Source organism: Methyloversatilis sp. (assembly GCF_051861465.1).
GTDB lineage: Bacteria > Pseudomonadota > Gammaproteobacteria > Burkholderiales > Rhodocyclaceae > Methyloversatilis.
In genome coordinates this window covers 126,026-142,972 of sequence record NZ_JBHYCQ010000007.1, presented here as the reverse complement: position 1 = coordinate 142,972, position 16,947 = coordinate 126,026, and the positions used below count along the sequence as shown (strand labels likewise).

The 16,947-nt window shown below is 65.9% G+C and carries 16 protein-coding genes and 1 tRNA gene; 7 read left to right on the top strand and 10 right to left on the bottom strand.

The window, feature by feature from the left end; genetic code table 11:
- Nucleotides 1-9 precede the first annotated feature (9 nt).
- Nucleotides 10-804: a DJ-1/PfpI family protein gene (locus tag ACTIFF_RS11965; RefSeq protein WP_439537028.1), complete on the bottom strand. Its 795-nt coding sequence runs from the start codon at nt 802-804 to the stop codon at nt 10-12.
- Between the two features lie 214 nt (nt 805-1,018).
- On the opposite strand from ACTIFF_RS11965, the gene ACTIFF_RS11960 reads away from it, so the two are divergent.
- Nucleotides 1,019-1,693: a PEP-CTERM sorting domain-containing protein gene (locus tag ACTIFF_RS11960; RefSeq protein WP_439537027.1), complete on the top strand. Its 675-nt coding sequence runs from the start codon at nt 1,019-1,021 to the stop codon at nt 1,691-1,693.
- A gap of 183 nt (nt 1,694-1,876) precedes the next feature.
- Here the strand turns inward: ACTIFF_RS11960 and ACTIFF_RS11955 are convergent, their stop codons facing one another.
- Nucleotides 1,877-2,143, bottom strand: a complete 267-nt coding sequence (locus ACTIFF_RS11955) for a hypothetical protein (RefSeq protein WP_439537026.1) — start codon at nt 2,141-2,143, stop codon at nt 1,877-1,879.
- A gap of 178 nt (nt 2,144-2,321) precedes the next feature.
- On the opposite strand from ACTIFF_RS11955, the gene serS reads away from it, so the two are divergent.
- The 3 genes from serS (at nt 2,322) to ACTIFF_RS11940 (ending at nt 5,111) form a co-directional block, all read left to right on the top strand.
- A complete protein-coding gene (gene serS, locus ACTIFF_RS11950; RefSeq protein ID WP_439537025.1) occupies nt 2,322-3,602 on the top strand; it encodes a serine--tRNA ligase in 1,281 nt (426 codons plus the stop codon).
- A gap of 98 nt (nt 3,603-3,700) precedes the next feature.
- A tRNA-Ser gene (locus tag ACTIFF_RS11945) sits at nt 3,701-3,790 on the top strand.
- Between the two features lie 355 nt (nt 3,791-4,145).
- Nucleotides 4,146-5,111, top strand: a complete 966-nt coding sequence (locus ACTIFF_RS11940) for a methyltransferase domain-containing protein (protein WP_439537024.1) — start codon at nt 4,146-4,148, stop codon at nt 5,109-5,111.
- Nucleotides 5,112-5,149: 38 nt separating this feature from the next.
- Here the strand turns inward: ACTIFF_RS11940 and ACTIFF_RS11935 are convergent, their stop codons facing one another.
- Nucleotides 5,150-7,300, bottom strand: a complete 2,151-nt coding sequence (locus ACTIFF_RS11935) for a PAS domain S-box protein (RefSeq protein ID WP_439537023.1) — start codon at nt 7,298-7,300, stop codon at nt 5,150-5,152.
- Nucleotides 7,301-7,588: 288 nt separating this feature from the next.
- Here ACTIFF_RS11935 and ACTIFF_RS11930 point away from each other — a divergent pair, with 288 nt between their 5' ends.
- Complete coding sequence (locus ACTIFF_RS11930; protein ID WP_257096257.1) at nt 7,589-7,828, top strand: hypothetical protein; 240 nt, start codon at nt 7,589-7,591, stop codon at nt 7,826-7,828.
- Between the two features lie 4 nt (nt 7,829-7,832).
- On the opposite strand, the gene ACTIFF_RS11925 is transcribed toward ACTIFF_RS11930, so the two are convergent.
- Nucleotides 7,833-9,029, bottom strand: a complete 1,197-nt coding sequence (locus tag ACTIFF_RS11925; protein WP_439537022.1) for a CobW family GTP-binding protein — start codon at nt 9,027-9,029, stop codon at nt 7,833-7,835.
- Between the two features lie 84 nt (nt 9,030-9,113).
- Complete coding sequence (locus tag ACTIFF_RS11920) at nt 9,114-9,749, bottom strand: DUF1826 domain-containing protein (protein WP_439537021.1); 636 nt, start codon at nt 9,747-9,749, stop codon at nt 9,114-9,116.
- 277 nt (nt 9,750-10,026) lie between these two features.
- On the opposite strand from ACTIFF_RS11920, the gene ACTIFF_RS11915 reads away from it, so the two are divergent.
- Nucleotides 10,027-10,872, top strand: coding sequence for a PEP-CTERM sorting domain-containing protein (locus tag ACTIFF_RS11915; RefSeq protein WP_439537020.1), 846 nt, complete (start codon nt 10,027-10,029; stop codon nt 10,870-10,872).
- A gap of 9 nt (nt 10,873-10,881) precedes the next feature.
- On the opposite strand, the gene ACTIFF_RS11910 is transcribed toward ACTIFF_RS11915, so the two are convergent.
- A complete protein-coding gene (locus tag ACTIFF_RS11910; protein WP_439537019.1) occupies nt 10,882-12,996 on the bottom strand; it encodes a TonB-dependent receptor in 2,115 nt (704 codons plus the stop codon).
- Nucleotides 12,997-13,140: 144 nt separating this feature from the next.
- Here ACTIFF_RS11910 and ACTIFF_RS11905 point away from each other — a divergent pair, with 144 nt between their 5' ends.
- A complete protein-coding gene (locus ACTIFF_RS11905) occupies nt 13,141-13,857 on the top strand; it encodes a PEP-CTERM sorting domain-containing protein (protein ID WP_439537018.1) in 717 nt (238 codons plus the stop codon).
- 31 nt (nt 13,858-13,888) lie between these two features.
- Here ACTIFF_RS11905 and ACTIFF_RS11900 read toward each other — a convergent pair whose 3' ends face one another.
- The 4 genes from ACTIFF_RS11900 to ACTIFF_RS11885 all read right to left on the bottom strand — a co-directional run bounded on the left by ACTIFF_RS11900 (nt 13,889) and on the right by ACTIFF_RS11885 (nt 16,897).
- Nucleotides 13,889-14,320 (bottom strand): Fur family transcriptional regulator, encoded by a 432-nt coding sequence (locus tag ACTIFF_RS11900; RefSeq protein ID WP_439537017.1) that lies wholly within the window; start codon nt 14,318-14,320, stop codon nt 13,889-13,891.
- Between the two features lie 85 nt (nt 14,321-14,405).
- Complete coding sequence (locus ACTIFF_RS11895) at nt 14,406-15,107, bottom strand: HAD family hydrolase (protein WP_439537016.1); 702 nt, start codon at nt 15,105-15,107, stop codon at nt 14,406-14,408.
- A 15-nt stretch (nt 15,108-15,122) separates the two neighbouring features.
- A complete protein-coding gene (gene hda, locus ACTIFF_RS11890; RefSeq protein ID WP_439537015.1) occupies nt 15,123-15,812 on the bottom strand; it encodes a DnaA regulatory inactivator Hda in 690 nt (229 codons plus the stop codon).
- Nucleotides 15,812-16,897, bottom strand: coding sequence for an AI-2E family transporter (locus tag ACTIFF_RS11885; RefSeq protein WP_439537014.1), 1,086 nt, complete (start codon nt 16,895-16,897; stop codon nt 15,812-15,814). The genes hda and ACTIFF_RS11885 overlap by 1 nt, the downstream gene beginning before the upstream one ends.
- Nucleotides 16,898-16,947: the final 50 nt, after the last annotated feature.

Genomic DNA, 16,947 nt, shown 5'->3' with positions numbered 1-16,947 from the left:
CGGAGGGACTTACTGGGAAAGAGGGGCGGGCTGGGAAAGCGGGACGGGCTGCGGTGCTGACTGCGAATGCGTTGACTGCGGCGAAATCGGCTCCGGCATCGCGTGGCACGGAACCGGGTTGGGCGCGTATTCGATGTCGTGTGCGTAGGTGTCGTAGGCGGCGGTGTATTCCATGCAGCGCGCCACTTCGCGGATGAAGCCTTCGTCATAGCCGGCGCGGCGCAGCAGGTGAAAGCCCAGTTCCATGCCCGAGGCGATGCCGCCGGCGGTGACGATGCGGCCGGCGTCCACCACCCGGGCGCGCGAAATGCGGCAGGCGGGCGCGATTTCGGCCAGCCGGTCGATCGGCAACTTGCCCAGGTGCGATGCTTCGAGCCGGTCGGGTTCCTTGCGGTTGGTCGCCGGAATGCCATCGAGCAGGCCCATGTGGCCGTAGATCCACGAGCCGGTGCACACGCTGGTCAGCAGGCAGGTCGCCGGCAGCGCGTCGATGTAGTCGTGCAGTCGTGTGTTCCAGGTTTCCTGTCGCGTGCCGGCGCCGCCGGGAATCAGGAAGGCATCCATCGCCGGCTGGTCGGCGAAGCTGTAGTTGGGCAGCACGGTGAAACCCGCCTGCGCCTGCACCGGCCGCATCGCATCGGCGATCAGGAAGACGTCGAGTTCCGGGTCGAACCGTCGCGCCACCGAAAACACGCCGTGCGGCGCGGTGAAATCGACGATTTCGGCGTCCTTGAACACATAGACGCCGAGCCGGAAGCCGCGCTTGCGGTGCGACATCATCGGGAGGTTTGCCGGTCGGTTCATGGTGCCCATGCTAGGCAGCCATGCACCGGCCCGGTATCACGACAGATGTGATTGTCGTGTAGTGCGTGCACTACAGTGCATGCAGAAGGCGTGTCGCCCGACTTTACAGTTCGCGCGCAGCCTGGTGGGTAAATATCAAATAGTTCAATTACTTGCGGGTCGCGGCCTGTTTTTTGCTCACGTGTGACACCTTCAGGCCCACAAGGAGTGCTTCATGACGTGTCACCGGATTCCGACCCTGCTTGCCACGCTCGGGCTGACCGCGCTGCTCGCATCCGCACCGGCTGCGGCCGCAACAGGCGTGCTGCTCGATTTTTCCGGCAACATCTGCGGCAACGACGGTAACCAGATCTGCACAAGCGGCCTGATCATAGGCCAGAGCTACGGCGACATCGCCGGCGTGCTCGACGTGTCGCATCGATCGCTGCTGGCGAGCACCGGTCAAACATCTGCGCCGAGCCTGAATTTCTGGGCGGAGGGCTACAGCGGTCTGGTGAATGTTGCCTGGGGTGGTTTGAATTCTTCGCAGTACAGCGCTGAATTCACCTTCACGCCGGGGAGCGGTCAGATCGTCACGCTGAACTCGATGGATTTCGGCGATTACCTGAACCGCAACGACGGCTCATCCGCCGTCGTGCTCGATCTGCTCACTGGCGCCACGCTGTGGAACTCCGTCGCCTTCGACGCCGGCCTGACGCCGATCAGCTTCATGCCCGGCGTATCGAGCGCCAACGGACTCGTGCTGCGTTTCGGTCCCGACAGCTTCAACACCGGCGTCGACAATATTTCTCTGACCGTCACCCCGGTGCCCGAGCCGGGCGTCTGGGCCCTGTTCGCAGCCGGGCTCGCGCTGGTCGGCGGTCTGAGCCGCCGGCGTTCGCGCGGGTAACCACTCCGGGCGAAGCGCGGATCGCGACCAGGCGGTCGCTCCCACAGCCGGGTCGCGTTTTTTTTGTGGGCGCGAGCCCCGCTCGCGATTCCGCACGTCAAACGTGCGCCGTCACCTGGGCGAAGTGCGGATCGCGACCGGGCGGTCGCTCCCACAGTTCGGTCGCTGCCAAAGTGGGTCGCCTCAGTGCAACTCGGGACGATGCACGGTGCAGAAGCGTTCGATCGCCGCTTTGGTGCGTGCGCGCTGATCGAGGTCGAGTTGCTCGGACGCCTGCTTGTCGGCGTCCTGCAGGATGCGCAGCATCAGGTCGGCACCGCCTTCGCTTTGCAGCATGGCGCCCGCCAGCGTGGCGGCGAGCATGGTCGGCAGACCGGTGTAGTCGGCGAGCACGCCGACTTCCAGTTCGCTCAGATTGCTGTGATCGAGACAGTCTCGAAGTGAAAGCATGACGATTGCGTGAGAAGGGAAAGGCTGCCTTACTATACCGTTGCAGGCGGTGGTCGCTGTTAGAATTTTATGTTGCAACGTGTGCACGACGATCGTGCCGGAACGCCCTGCGCACGCGGTGTGTGACGGCCCGGCCCGCGTGCCCGCGCTCCGACTCCACCGCTACAGGTTCACATTCATGCTAGACGCCCAACTGCTGCGCAGCCAGCTCGCTTTCGTTCAGGAACGCCTCGCCACGCGCGGTTACACGCTTGACGCCGCGCGCTTTCAGTCGCTGGAAGAGGAACGCAAGCGCATCCAGACCGACACCCAGGACCTGCAGGCCAAGCGCAATGCCGCCTCGAAACAGATCGGCCAGTTGAAGGCGAAGGGCGAGGACACGTCGGCGGTGATGGCCGAAGTCGCCGGGCTGGGTGACGCACTGAAGGCCGGCGAAGAGCGCCTGGCCGCGGTGCTGGCCGACATGCAGGCCTTCGTGGCCTCGCTGCCCAATCTCCCGCACGAATCGGTGCCGGTCGGCAAGTCTGAGGCGGACAACGTCGAGGTGCTGCGCTGGGGCACGCCGCGCAGCTTCGATTTCGAGGTGAAGGACCATGTCGACGTCGGCACGGCGCTCGGCGGCCTCGACTTCGAAACCGCGACCAAGATCAGCGGCGCGCGCTTCACGCTGCTGCGCGGCGGCATCGCCCGCATGCACCGCGCGCTCGCCCAGTTCATGCTCGACACGCACACGCTGGAACACGGCTACACCGAGCTGTACGCGCCCTATATGGTCAACGCCGAGAGCATGTTCGGAACCGGCCAGCTCCCGAAATTCGAGGAAGACCTGTTCGCCGTGCCGCGGGGCGACGGCAGCAAGTTCTACCTGATTCCGACCGCCGAAGTGCCGGTGACCAATATCGTGCGCGACACGGTGCAGTCGGCGGCCAGCCTGCCGCTGAAGTTCGTCTGCCACACGCCGTGCTTCCGTTCCGAAGCCGGCTCGTACGGGCGCGATACGCGCGGCATGATCCGCCAGCACCAGTTCGACAAGGTCGAGCTGGTGCAGATCGTCACGCCCGACCAGTCGTGGGCGGCGCTCGAAGCGCTGACCGGCCACGCGGAAACCATCCTGCAGCGGCTCGAACTCCCCTACCGCAAGATTGCGCTGTGCACCGGCGACATGGGGTTCGGCGCCGCCAAGACCTACGACCTCGAAGTGTGGCTGCCGGCGCAGAACACCTACCGCGAGATTTCGTCCTGCTCCAACTTCGAAACCTTCCAGGCCCGCCGCATGCAGGCGCGCTTCAAGAACGAACAGGGCAAGAACGAAATCCTGCACACGCTCAATGGATCCGGTCTGGCGGTCGGCCGCACGCTGGTGGCGATTCTGGAGAACTGTCAGCAGGCCGACGGCTCGGTCGTCGTCCCGCCTGCGCTGCGCCCGTGGATGGGTGGTGTCGAACGCATCGGCGCCTGAACGCCCGCCCGGCACGAAAACGCGCCCGCTTTTCCGGCGCCGCGCGCCCTGTGCTACACTGCGCGCCGCTTCACGACCATGAAGTGCCGCAGTACCCCGGAGAGGTGGCAGAGTGGTCGAATGTACCTGACTCGAAATCAGGCGTAGGCGCAAGTCTACCGTGGGTTCGAATCCCACCCTCTCCGCCAGACATCAAGCAATCAAGCGCCCTGCGGGGCGCTTTTTTGTTGCACCTGCAGGGTCTCCGACCCGCATTCCCCGACGCTTTTTTCCGAACCGGGCCACGCGCTGCTTGCGCGCTCGTCTTGCCATCGCCGTTCGATCGTCGCACCGGGCACCCGGTGCTGACGCGGCAATCGCAGCTGGCACGGTTGCTGCAGTGGAGACTCCGTCACCGGCCGCAACGGCCGCCGGTGGCGGCGCTCCGGTCTCCGGCGGCCAGATTCCGGCAGATGTTGCCGGCAAACCTGATCCGACGGCTGCCTCGACCGGCAAGGGCGCGCCGATCCAGGCCGAACCAACGATTTCGTGAAGGGGCTCGACATGTCTTTGATGGAACCTGCAGTCCGATTCCTGCGCCCGCAGGCCGATTCCTCGTCAGAGGCCGTGCTGCGCGAGGAAATTGCCGAGCCGCATTACCTGGGCCAGTTCATTCCGCTGCACTACCACCACAACATGCTGATGGACGCCAACCGCATGGCCAATTTCAAGGCGGCCATCGACCACGTGGTGTTCCCGGGGGCGCGCGTGCTCGAACTGGGCGGCGGCACCGGCGTGCTGTCGTGCTTCGCCGCGGCACACGCGAGCAAGGTGTGGTGTGTCGAATACAACCCGGACATGGTGACCGAGGCGCGCCGACTGCTGGCGCACAACGCCAACGGCCACAAGGTCGAAGTGGTCCATGGCGATGCTTTCGAGTACCTGCCGCCGGAACCGGTCGATGTCGTGATCTGCGAAATGATCCACGTCGGCATGCTGCGCGAGAAGCAGGTCGAGGTGATCAACGCGTTCAAGGCGCGCTACCGCGCGCGCTTCGGCGACCGCCTGCCGGTGTTCATCCCGACCGCGGCCGTGATGGCAGTGCAGCCGCTGCAGCAGACCTATGATTTCTTCGGCTTCCAGGCGCCGATCATGCAGTTCCAGCGCGTGGGCGCGGTGCATGAAGGATCGCTGGAGCTGGCCGCACCGCAGGTCTACAGCGTGCTCGACTTCGACGACAGCGTGTCGCGCGACATCCGCTGGTCCGGCTGCTTCACGATGGAGCAGGACGGCACGGTGAATGCACTGCGCTTCGTCACCAAGAACATTCTGGCGATCCGCGCCGCCGAAGGCGACACGGTGGACTGGCTGAACGATTACCTCGTGCTGCCGCTCGATGTGCCGCTCGAGCTGAAGGCGGGTGAGATGCTCGACGTGAGTTTCAGCTATCAGGCGGGCGGCTCGCTGCAGTCGCTGGCGCGCACGCTGCGCGCCACGGTGGCCTGCCGCGCGGCCCGTCAGGTGGCGTAAACGATCGTCCGCGGCGGTTGTGTCCGGGCGGTCGCGGCTCAGCCGCCGGCCGGCCGGTTGCAATCCTGCGCAGTCACTACTTCATACCGATTGCGGCCGTTGTGCTTGGCACGGTAAAGCGCATCGTCGGCGCATCGAAGAAGGGCCGAAAAGTCCTTGCTGCCGGGGCCGAATTCGCTGATGCCGATGCTCAGCGTGTAAGGCGCGAGGGTGCCGTCGATATCGGGTGGCGTGGTCGCGATGCATTCCATCAGCCGCTCGGCAAAGGCTTGTGCGCCATCCAGTGCGGTGTGCGGCAGCAGTACGGCAAATTCCTCGCCACCGACGCGCCCGGCCGAGTCGGAATCGCGCAGCAGGCTGGACAAGGTGATCGCGAAGTGGCGCAGCACCGTGTCGCCGCCGGCGTGACCGTAGCGGTCATTGATCCCCTTGAAGAAGTCGAGATCGGCCATCAGCACTGCGAGCGGGGTGTTGTAGCGCTGCGCACGCGCGAACTCCTCTTCCGCGATTTCGAGAAAGTGGCGCCGGTTCGCGAGTCCGGTCAATGCATCGGTGTTGGCCAGGATGCGGATGGCTTCTTCGGCCAGCTTGATGCTGGTGATGTTTTCGTGGCTGACCAGCACGCGTTCGCGCTGCGCGTCCATCGGGGTCACCTTCATCGCAAACCACTGCCGCTCGCTCGGACAGTGGCAGGGGTAGTCCATCTGGAACAGCGGGCTGCGCCCGGCCATGACGGCTTCGATACCGTCGCGTGCGGCTTTGGCAAATGCTTCGTCGGGCCCGGTCACATGCGCCAGTACGTCGAGGTAATTCACGCCGTTGAATGACCGGCCGCCGCCGTAGCCGCCGCGCTCGGCAAACCGTCCCCAGCTGGCGTTGGTTTCGACGATGACGCCCTGCCGGTCGAGCACTGCGACATGCGAGGTCATGGCATCGAGGGCGGCCGCCTTCATCTGCCGGTCGGCCAGCAGTTCGGCTTCCAGCCGCTTGCGATCGGTGATGTCGATGAACATCAGCACGATGCGCGAGAAGCGACGGGAGGTATCGAATTCCGGATAGGCATGCACCAGCGCCCAGACCGGCGGGACATCGTCGGAACAATGGATGCTCATCACCAGATCGGTCAGCTCCCGGCCGGAATGCCGCACGCGCTGGAGCAGGTCGTTCTCGAGTGACAGCGGGCTGCCGTGCTCGTCGCGGAAGGTACAGCCCAGTTCCGGCACCGACTTTCCGATCACGGCCTTGGGATCGGCATGCAGCATGCGCGAGACTTCCGGGTTGCCGTAGGTGATGCGTGCGTCGGGTGCGCAGATCAGTAACCCGGCGTGCAGGTTGTGCATCAGCAGGCGATGGCGCAGTTCGCTGTCGGCCAGCGCTGCCTGCGCCATGCGCTGATCGTGGATGTCTTCGATCACGGCAATGAAGTGCGAGGGCGTGTCACCGGCCTCACGCATCAGCGACACGGTCAGCCGTGCCCAGCGCACGCTGCCGTCGCCGCGCAGGTGGCGCTTTTCCAGCGTGTAGGTGGCATGGTCGCCGCGCAGCACGCCATGCATCTTTTCGACATCGGCTTCGAGGTCGTCCGGATGCGTGATCTGCTGGAAGGTGAGTTCGTGCAGCGCGGTGGCCGGATAGCCGAGGATGGCGCACAGCTTGGGATTCACGCTGAGGAAGCGGCCGTCGAGATCCACCATCGCCATGCCGACGGCGGCCTGCTCGAAACTGCCGCGAAAGCGCTCTTCGCTCTCGCGCAGGGCTTCCTGTGTGCGCTTGCGGCTCGAAATGTCGCGCACGATGCCCAGCACGCTGCGCTGACCGCCGAAAATCAGGCGGTTGGCGTTCAGTTCGATCGGCAGTTTTCGCTGGCCGCCCTTGCACAGGAAACGGACTTCGTAAGTGTTCGGCGGCTCCTCGCCGTCACCGATGCGGGCGCGGAAGCGTTCGTTCCAGAGTTCGAGGATTTCGGGCGGGATCACAGCCGCGAAGGGCAGGCCGACGAATTCGTCGTGCGTGTAGCCCAGCATGCGCGGCAGGGCGGCGTTGGCAAAGACGAAGCGGTAGTCCTGCGCGACGAATACGCCATCGGGCATCTTGTCGAGCAGGGTGCGGAAGAACGAGCCGTCCGGACCCTGATCGTCCGAGCCGACCGGGGTGCTGTCTACTGTGCCCTTGTGAAGCTTCGTAGCCACGGCGTCCGGTGTCCTCTGGTCGTCGTGCAGCGGCCGCGCTCACACTGCTGCGGACACCGCATTTATCAGGCTGCATACGTATCGGACCCGTGCAATGTCCGATACGGCACCACGGTGCAACGCCATGGTGCATCCGGAGCCGTTACAAACACAAGGGCCGGAACGGCTGGCGGGCGATCGGGACAGCGGCCTGCCGTGCGATTGCGCAGGGCTGCGTATCGCACGGAACACACGCGCGGGCGATTCGCGCTACGCTTGCAGCATTGCGCAATTCCCGGGAGTCGAACCATGTCGAAACACCAGAAGTCGTTCCAGCTGACGATTCACCAGATCGATCTCATCGAAGAGGCGGTGCGCGAGCGGATCGGCATCCTGGCGCATGTCGTGCTGGCGAGCGGCGATGCCAACAGCGAAGAAAGCCGCGCCAACGACGACCAGATCCGCGATCTGAACGAGCTGCTCGGCAGCCTGCACAACCAGAAGATTTTTTACAGCCAGGTCAATCGCACCGGCGTGCCGGGCGGCTGACCCGTCAGTGGCGGCCCGGCCCGGGGGCGTCGCCGGGGTGGTCGCCATGCCCACCTTCGTCGTGATCTTCGTGCCACGCCGGCAGCGGATCGGTCAGATTGGCCCAGGCGTCCTCGCCAAAGGCCATCTCCTCGTCGGTCAGCAGGCATTCTTCGAAGCGGCGCCTGAGTGCGGCTTCGTCCATGCCCATGCCGATGAACACCAGGTCCTGCCGGCGATCGCCCCATTTTTCGTCCCAGCGTGAGCGGATGTGGGTGAGGTGACCCGCGTCCTTCGGCCACTCCTCCTCGCGCGTGAAACACCACCAGTGCCCGCCCGAACGCAGGCGGCTGATCGCGCCGCCCTGTTCCCATTCGCCGATGTGCCCGTTGCGGCTGGCCAGCCAGAAATAGCCCTTGCTGCGCAGCACGCCACGCCACTTTTCGTGGATCAGCTGCGCAAAGCGCATCGGATGAAACGGCCTGCGCGCCTGCCAGGTGAAGCTGCGGATGCCGAAGGCGGCCGTTTCCGGAACGGGGGTGCCGCGCATCATCTGCATCCAGCCGGCGGCACGGACCGTGGCGTCAGGGTCGAAACGCCCGGTGCCGAGCACGCTCGCGGCGGCGACCCGGCCTTGCGTGGCTTCGATCAGTTCCGCCCGCGGATTGAGCGCGCGCAGCATGCCCAGCAGAATGCCGCGTTGCGGGTCATTCACCAGATCGCACTTGTTCAGCACGATCACGTCGGCGAACTCGACCTGGTCGAGCAGCACGTCGATCACCGTGCGCTGATCGTTTCCGGCCGGCACCCCCTGGCTTGCCATCCGCTGTGCAACGGTGTCGCGGCTGAAATAGTCGCGGTAGAAGTTCCATGCGTCGAGCACCGTGACCAGCGTGTCGAAGCGGGCGTGCTGGCCCAGTCCGGTGCGGAAGGTTTCGACCATGCCGGTCGGTTCGGAAAAACCCGAAGGCTCGACGACCAGCGCGTCGAAACCGGCTTGTGAAAAGTGCGCCGCGGCCGCCTGCATGTCTGACGGCGACAGGCAGACGCGTACGTCGTCCGGTGCCGTGCCGGCTGCCGCGTCGATGTTCGCGCTGCGCAGTTCATTGACGATGAGACCGATGCGCCGTCCGTCCGATTGTGCGCGAAGCTGCCTGAGCAGCGTGGTTTTGCCTGCGCCGGGCAGGCCGGACAGCAGGGTGACGGGAAGGATGGCGGGCATGTCGGTCGTCCGGGCATTGGGTCGGGTGACGGCGCCAGCCCTGTCCGGACATTCGGGGTCTGTCGGGCAGACCGCTGTGCGATGTCAGGACACGGGGAAGAGCGCGTCGAGCGCCGCGATGATACGCAGCGGTTGCGCCGGTGTCAGCGCCGGCGACCGATGGATCACCCCATGGCCGGCATTGCCCGGCCAGCCTTCACCCTTCAGAACGAGGATGTCGCCGGCGTCGGCACGGCGCAGCGCCGACGGATCCGGCATCACGTCGTCGGTGCCGAGCCGGCTGCGGTCGGCGTCCGCGTCGGCCAGCCATTCGGTGGCCGGCCCGATCCAGGTGCACAGCAGTCGCAGGCCCACGTGATCGACATGCAGACGCGGGCACATGGCGCGTTCGAGTACTTCGATGCGCAGCGCGACTTTCGGACAATCGGTGAGATCCGCCAGCAGCGAAGCGAGCTGTCGCACCTCTTCGCGCAGGGCGTCACGCCCGGGCAGATCGGGCAGGGTGTCGAGGGGCAGGGTTTCGCCCGGCGCAAGTTCGGCACGCAGGCCACTGCGCAGTATCCCCGCCGCGTGCGCAGCCTGCAGACAGTCGGCCAGCCCGGCCGGCAACGAGCGCGCAAGTCGCACCAGATTGCAGTCCGGATCGAGCACGAGCGCCAGATCCGCCGCTTCGCTGACGTCGCGGGTGACCGGACAGAGCGGCGTGACAGGGATGTACACACGGTTGTTCATGGCGTTGGGAAGGCAAATTTTCGGGGTGAATCGAACTGCCGAATGCATCGGTCATCGGGATCGCTTGCTGAGCGCTCATCCACACGGGCGTCAGGTTGAGCGGCGACCTGTGCCGAGCGCTCCAGGACACCGGGTCATGTGCACACCACGACAGCACAGCGCCCTGTCCTTAACGAGTGTCGATTATCAATTTATACCCATCAGCATCTTTGTTGTAAATAGCAATGCGTTATCATAAGGCATCATCCTGATCGGAGTTCCCGCCATGTCCGTCCTGCCCCGCCTTTCGGTCGGCCTGCTGATGCTGCATGCCGTGTCGGCTCACGCCATCCATTTTGATGTGTCGATCAGCCTCGACAACGGCCCGGTGGTCGGCAGCAAACTGATCGCCGGCGCCTTCGGCGATCTGCCCTTCGACACCCAGCCCTTCGATCATCTGACCGGCCATGCGCTGTTCCCGGGCGATTTCGGCGATTTCGAGGGCGGGCCGAAAAGCACCGACGATCCGGGTTTCCAGGCCTTTGCGGGTGCGCTGTCCGGCAGCGCCGGTGCGCGTGACTACATCGGCTTCCGCGCGCTGGGCACGCTGCAGCAATGGACGCCGTCGACAGCCACCTGGACGACAGCCGACAGCGGGGTCGGCGTGCGCCTGTTCGGTGCCGTGCCACCTGCGGTGGCCAACGCCTACCTCCAGTCGCTCGTCAATCCGCGGCTTGCACCGCCCGGGGCGGCCGCAGCATTCAACCTGTATTCCGCCGGCACGCTGTTTGCCGGCAGCGGCATCACCGGTCCGGTGACTGCCACCATTGATGACGCCGGCAGCAACGGCGCTTTCCACGCGCATCTCGACTGGTACATCGAAGGTGCGGCGGCGAGCGGGGCCTACATGGTGACGATGCAGCTGACCGACGATGCGTCGATCGGCGGTCGCGGCCTGTACGTCGACTCCGATCCCTTCCAGGTGGTGTTCAACTACGGGCTGAGCGCCGCGCAGTACGAAACCGCCTTCCTTGCGCGGGCGCTGGCACCGGTGCCCGAGCCGGCCAGCTGGATGGCGATGCTGGCCGGCTTGTGCCTGTGCGCCGCCGCGGCGCGCCGCACGCGAGGCTGAACGTCGGCTTCAGAAGGTCAGGCTGAGGCCGACTTCGATGCTGCGCCCGGGTTCGGGCGAAAAGCTGCGCAGGAAGGACGTGGCGTTGCGCGCTTCGCGGTCGAGCAGGTTGCGGCCGCGCGCGAACAGCGTCAGCGTGCGGCCGTCGCCGAGCGGGCGCACGTGGTTCAGGTTGGCGCTGACCAGTGTGTAGGCGTCAGTTGCGGTTTCGTTGGTGCCCGGGCGGTCCTGCGCCGCATGGTGGGTCACCCGCACGCGGCCTGACCAGGCGCCCTGGCGCAATGCGAGCTGGCTGCCCACGCGGAACGCCGGCAGGCGTGGCACATCCTCGTTCAGTTCGGTCAGCCGCCCGCGTGTGCGGTCGCCGAACACCGACCACTCGATGTCGCCCAGTTTTGTGCCCGTCCATCTGAGCGCAGCTTCGGCTTCGAAGCCGCGAAAGCGCGCGCGGCTCTGCGTGTATTGCACGACGGTCAGGCATTCCTCCAGGCGCACGCAGGCGAAGCGGAACTGTTCTTCATCGGTGTCGTAGAACACCGGCAGCGTGCGCTGGAACAGGTAGTCGTCGATGTCGTTGGCGAACAGGTTCGTCGACAGCCTGAGCCGGTCCGATTCGTACAGCCCGCCCAGCTCGACCGAACGCGCCGTTTCCGGCTTCAGGTCCGGGTCGCCGATGTCGTAGGTGCGGGTCGCGAAATGCGGCCCGAGCGAATACAGCTCGTGGATGTCGGGCGCGCGGCGGGCGTTCGAGCCGGTCAGCGTCAGCGACATCGGCTCGCTGAGCTGCCAGCTGAGCGCGGCCGACGTGCTCTGCGTGTTGAAGCGGCGCGCCGGAAAGCTCACCGCGAAGCCGCCGGCGAGCGCACGATCGCCGGCCTGTACGCGGGTGATTTCGCCGCGCCAGCCCAGATCCAGCGTCCAGTCGGACCACTTGAGCCGCTGCACGGCATAGACCGCCGAACTGCGCAGCCCGGTCTGCGGGATGAAGGCTTCCGCGCCGAGCGCCGAGAAATCGCGTCGCAGGTGATGCATGCCCAGCGTGCCGCTCAGATGTTCGCCGAAGGCATGCTCCAGTTCCAGCCGCTGTTCGATCGCCTTGTTGCGGAAGGTGGTGGCCACCACGCCGTCGTCGACTTCATCGTGCCGGTAGTCGATGTGGCCGCCGGTGTAGCGCAACGCCTGCAGCCAGCCTTCGCCCAGCCACTCGGCGCGGGTGTCCACCCGTCGGTTGTCCATCCGGATGCGCACCCGGTCGTCGCCGCCGTGACTGTGCCCGGGCGCTGGCGGAATGCCGTACTCGTTCGACGCGTTGTTTACCGCGGCGCCGAACAGCGCATTGCCGATGAACACGCTGCCGCCCAGCGTGCCGGATGCGGATTGCGCGTCGCTGTTGTAGAGCCGGCCGCAGCTGTTGCGCGTGTTGATCAGCCCGAACTGCTGTTCGACCGCCGCGTCGTCGATGGCGCAACCGGCGATGCGGCTGTCGCCGCGGTCGCGGCTGAGCGCGCTGCCGTGCAGCGCAAACAGCGCGTTTCCGCCGTCCAGCCGCAGCGCATGCACGCGCTCAGCGCCGTTGCGGTTGAAGCTCGTGTCGAGCGAGCCGCTGATCGTGCGCGTCGGCACCCGGGTCGGAATGCGCTCGTCGCTGACGTCGACCACACCGCCGATGGCGCCGCCGCCGTACCGGATGGTGGCCGGGCCACGCAGGATGCGGATGCTTTCGGCCAGCGTCGCATCGGCGGTCGAGGCGTGGTCCGGGCTGAAGGTGGTGGCGTCGTGCGTGCCGCCGCCGTTGTTCAACACCTTCACGCGTGCGCCGCCCAGCCCGCGGATCACCGGCAGGCCGACGCCGGTGCCGAAGGAGGCGTTGTGAACGCCGGCTTCTTCGCTCAGGGTTTCGCCCAGCGTGCCCGCCTTGCGGTCACGCAGCGCCTCGCCGCGCAGCGTGCTGGCGCGGCCGCCCGGTTCGGTCCGGGTGTCGGGCAGACGTTCGCCCTCGATCTTCACTTCGGGCAGTTCGACCTGGGCGGCGGCCTGCAGGCTGGGCAGGCAGACCAGCGGGAGGTGGGCGCACAGCAACCAGCGCAGGCGCACGCGGCGCGATGGAACAGCTTTTCTGGGCATGGTGGAGCGGAAGGGGATGCGCGGCGACGAAAGTATGATAATAATAACTTGGTATCAACAAAGAGCGGGTGCGGTCTGTCATTGAGCACTGTCCTCGTCCGCTCTGGCACCCCTTTCCTTTCTTTCCTGCCGGGAGTTTTCACCATGCATCTGCCACTCGCCCCCCTGTTTCGTGCCGTCGGTTTATCGGCGGCGCTGTTCCTGACCGCCGGTGTTGCGCAAGCCCAGCATCTGCATGCCGGTGACGTCGAGCTCGGCGTGGCCGGCGGCGTCATCGTCGTCGATCCGGAAGGCCTGGCCGAGCGCGCCGCCAATGGATATGCGTTGTTCGAAGGCGATTTCCGCGACTTTGCCGGCGGCCTGTTCTCCACCGACGACCCGGGCTTCATTTCGGAAGACGATGCACTGCCGGTCGGCGCCATCATTCGCTACCGTGGCCTCGGCGTGCTGCAAGCGTGGGACGGTTCTGCCTGGTCGACCGCCGCTTCCGGCGTGACCCTCGGCATCCTCGACGTGCTGGGCACGAACACGCTGTTCAGCTCGAGCGGCGTGACCGATCCGGTCGGCGCGATCGCCCAGGTATCGGGGGCAGGCGACATTCACGCCCACCTCGATTTCACGATTTCCGGTGACGGCGCCGCCACGGCAGCCGCCTATCTGATCACGCTGGAGATCGGCGCGCCGGACGACTGGGGCTATTCGACGCCGTTCTACCTGGCCTTCAACAGCGGTCTGGATGAAGCGGTGTTCGAAGGTGCGGTCGGCACGCTGCTGGCGCCGGTGCCGGAACCCGGCACCTGGGCGATGCTGGCCGCCGGTCTGGGGCTGATCGGCGTGATGCGCCGCCGTCGGCTGGGCTGATCGTGCGGGCGGGGCGGCACATGCCGGTCCGTCAGTCGTGCGTATGACCGGGGTGATGCACGTGCGCGGGCACGGCGTCCCCCTCTTTTTGTTCACCGCTGCACTGGTCGCAACGGCCGAACAGCGTTACGTCATGTGCTTCGACCGAAAAACCGGCCGGGGCGAGCCGGTTCCAGTCGGTGGCACATTCCGCGATGTCGAACACGCGGTCGCACTGACGACACTTGAAGTGATGGTGGTGACCCAGATTGGCGAGTTCATAGCGCGGCGGCTCGCCGGGCAGGTCGACTTCGCGCAGGCGGCCATCCTCGATCAGCATGCGGATGTTGCGATAGACGGTCGCCAGCCCGAGCGCCGGAATGTCGGTCCGCGCCAGATCGTGGATTTCCGCCGGCGACAGCGGCCGGGCGGCGGTTTCGATCGATCCCAGTATGGCGCTGCGCTGGCGCGTATTGCGTTCCATGGCAATTATCCGGTCGTGGCTGCTGAAGTATAGCGACGGCGCAAGAAGTCGCTCAGTCGTCGCTTGGCGATCATTCAGTCATCATTCAGTCATCATTCTCGGTGCTGCCATCCGTCGCGCCCGCAGTGTGCAGATTCATGATCTGCCAGCCTTTCGCGCGCGCGTGGGCTTCCAGCGTCGGGTCCGGATCGACCGCTACCGGATGGTTGACCCGGCTCAGCAGCGGCAGGTCGTTCAACGAATCGCTGTAGAAAGAGGTGCGACGGAAACTGCCCATGTAGAGCCCCAGTTCTTCGAGCCAGCGCTCGACGCGTTCGACCTTGCCTTCGCGGAACGCCGGCGTGCCGCGCGGCTGGCCGGTGAATTCGCCATTCACCTGCGCCGGGACAGTGGCGATCAGATGCGGGATGTCGAGCTCGCGAGCGATCGGCCCGGTGATGAAACTGTTGGTCGCGGTGACGATGGCGCACAGCGCACCGGTTTCGAGATGTCCGTTGACCAGGCCGCGTGCGCCGTCGGTCAGCCGCGGGCGAATCTGCTGCACCATGAATTCCGCGTGCCAGGCGTCGAGTGCCTCGCGCCGGTGGCGTGCCAGCGGGGCCAACTGGAAGTTCAGGAATTCGTGGATGTCCAGCGTGCCGGCCTTGTACTGTTCGAAGAAGGTGGCATTGCGCGCTTCGTACAGTTCGCGGTCGAGCACGCCTCTGGAGATCAGGAATTGCGCCCACTCGAAGTCGGAATCTCCGGCGAGCAGCGTGTTGTCGAGGTCGAATAGCACCAGTTCCATGGCGGTAGGTCCGGGTCAGAGAAGTCGGGTCTGCATGATTTCGCGCAGCAGCGGCAAGGTCACCGGCCGCTGGCGGGTCAGCGAATGTTCGTCCAGCAGATCGAGGATGCCCAGCAGCGAGCGAATGTCGCGTCGGCCGTGGCGCAGCAGGTAATCGAATACGTCGACATCGACTTTCATGCCGCGTGCCGCGGCATGCGCCTGCAGCAGTTCCAGGCGTTCCTCGTCCTGCAGCGGCTGGATGCGGAAGGCCAGCATCTGGCCGATGCGCGTGCGCAGGTCTTCGCGCAGCGGCAATTCGCGCGGCGCACTGTCGGCCGCGGCCACCACGGTGATGCCGCGCGCGGCGGCCAGATTGATCGCCCGGAACAGCGCGCCCTGGGCCAGCGGCTCCAGCAGCCGGATGTCGTCGAACAGCCACACGCCGGCGCAGGTGGCCTGCAGTGCGGCAATCAGCGTGTCGGCTGCGGTGTTGTTCACCTGGTCGGCATCGAGGTACAGACCGCGCGTCGTGGCTTCGGCCGCCAGTGCGCGCAGCAGGTGGGTTCGTCCGCTGCCGGTTTCGCCCCACAGATAGATCGATGGCCCCGGCTCGCCGGCGGCCGTGCTGCGCAGCCGGGCCAGCAGTTCGCGATTGGCCCCGGCGACGAAGTTGTTCAGACTGGGCGCGGCGATCGGGCGGATGTCGAGCAGAAGCTGGCGCATCACTCGATGATTTTCGGCGAGTCGCCCTGGTAAAGCTGGCTGGCAAGATAGTGCCGACGCACCTCGCGCAGGCCGACCAGCAGCGCGGCCGATGCGGGCAGCGCCACCAGCACGCCGACGAAGCCGAACAACTGGCCGAAGGCCATCAGCGAGAAGATGACGGCAAGCGGATGCAGGCCGATGCGTTCGCCAACCAGCCAGGGCGTCAGCAGGAAGCTTTCCAGCACCTGGCCGACGCCATAGACGATGGCCACACCGATCACCGGCGGCCAGCCCTGGAACTGCAACGCAGCCACCATCAGCGACAGCACCAGTCCGGCTGAGAAACCGACATAGGGAATGAAGCCGAGCAGGCCGGACAGCAGCCCGAGCGGCAGCGCGTAGTCGACGCCGGCCAGCCACAGACCGATGCCGTAAAAGGCGGCCAGCGCGGCCATCACCGACAGCTGACCGCGCAGGAATTCCGCCAGCACGACGTCGATTTCGTCGGCCATTCTCAGCGTGCGATCGAGCCACGGCCGCGGGATGAAGCTGCTGACGCGCTCGCGCAGGCTGTACCAGTCGCGCATCAGGTAGAACATGACGACCGGCGTCAGCAGCACGTTGGCGAGTACGCCGACGATGACTGCGCCTTGGCTGGTCACGTATTCCAGCGCCACCATCGCGAAGTCCTGTGCGCTCGTCCAGTTCTTCGTGATGAAGCCGCGCAGGCTCGCCACGTCGAACCGCAGCGTGATGCCCAGATGCTCTTTCACCCACGGCACCAGTTGGTCATGCGCGGCTGTGAGGTAAGTGGGCAGGCGCTCGATCAGCATGCGCACTTCCTGCTGGATGACCGGGATCAGGATGAGGATGAGGCCGATCACCAGACCGATCACCAACAGGATGACCAGCACCACGGCCAGCGTGCGCGGCACGCCGCGCCGGCACAGCCGCTCGACCAGCGGTTCGAAGATGTAGGCCAGCACAAGGCCCAGCATGAAGGGCGACAGTACCGGGCCGAGCAGCCACAGCAGCGCGACGATGGACAGGCCCACGCCGGCCCACAGCAGGGTTTGTTTGCGGTCGATGCCAGGAGAGGTCATGAGGTGGTGCGGTCAGGGGTAGAATGCGCACCCTTGAAGAGCGTGCGCCG

Bases quoted from the DNA above. Each gene is read 5' to 3' on its own strand.
- hda (WP_439537015.1), bottom strand. From the start codon at position 15,812: ATGCGCCAGCTTCTGCTCGACATCCGCCCGATCGCCGCGCCCAGTCTG.
- ACTIFF_RS11925 (WP_439537022.1), bottom strand. From the start codon at position 9,029: ATGCCCGCCATCCTTCCCGTCACCCTGCTGTCCGGCCTGCCCGGCGCA.
- ACTIFF_RS11965 (WP_439537028.1), bottom strand. From the start codon at position 804: ATGAACCGACCGGCAAACCTCCCGATGATGTCGCACCGCAAGCGCGGC.
- serS (WP_439537025.1), top strand. From the start codon at position 2,322: ATGCTAGACGCCCAACTGCTGCGCAGCCAGCTCGCTTTCGTTCAGGAA.
- ACTIFF_RS11900 (WP_439537017.1), bottom strand. From the start codon at position 14,320: ATGGAACGCAATACGCGCCAGCGCAGCGCCATACTGGGATCGATCGAA.
- ACTIFF_RS11940 (WP_439537024.1), top strand. From the start codon at position 4,146: ATGTCTTTGATGGAACCTGCAGTCCGATTCCTGCGCCCGCAGGCCGAT.
- ACTIFF_RS11930 (WP_257096257.1), top strand. From the start codon at position 7,589: ATGTCGAAACACCAGAAGTCGTTCCAGCTGACGATTCACCAGATCGAT.
- ACTIFF_RS11960 (WP_439537027.1), top strand. From the start codon at position 1,019: ATGACGTGTCACCGGATTCCGACCCTGCTTGCCACGCTCGGGCTGACC.
- ACTIFF_RS11895 (WP_439537016.1), bottom strand. From the start codon at position 15,107: ATGGAACTGGTGCTATTCGACCTCGACAACACGCTGCTCGCCGGAGAT.
- ACTIFF_RS11905 (WP_439537018.1), top strand. From the start codon at position 13,141: ATGCATCTGCCACTCGCCCCCCTGTTTCGTGCCGTCGGTTTATCGGCG.
- ACTIFF_RS11955 (WP_439537026.1), bottom strand. From the start codon at position 2,143: ATGCTTTCACTTCGAGACTGTCTCGATCACAGCAATCTGAGCGAACTG.
- ACTIFF_RS11915 (WP_439537020.1), top strand. From the start codon at position 10,027: ATGTCCGTCCTGCCCCGCCTTTCGGTCGGCCTGCTGATGCTGCATGCC.
- ACTIFF_RS11885 (WP_439537014.1), bottom strand. From the start codon at position 16,897: ATGACCTCTCCTGGCATCGACCGCAAACAAACCCTGCTGTGGGCCGGC.
- ACTIFF_RS11910 (WP_439537019.1), bottom strand. From the start codon at position 12,996: ATGCCCAGAAAAGCTGTTCCATCGCGCCGCGTGCGCCTGCGCTGGTTG.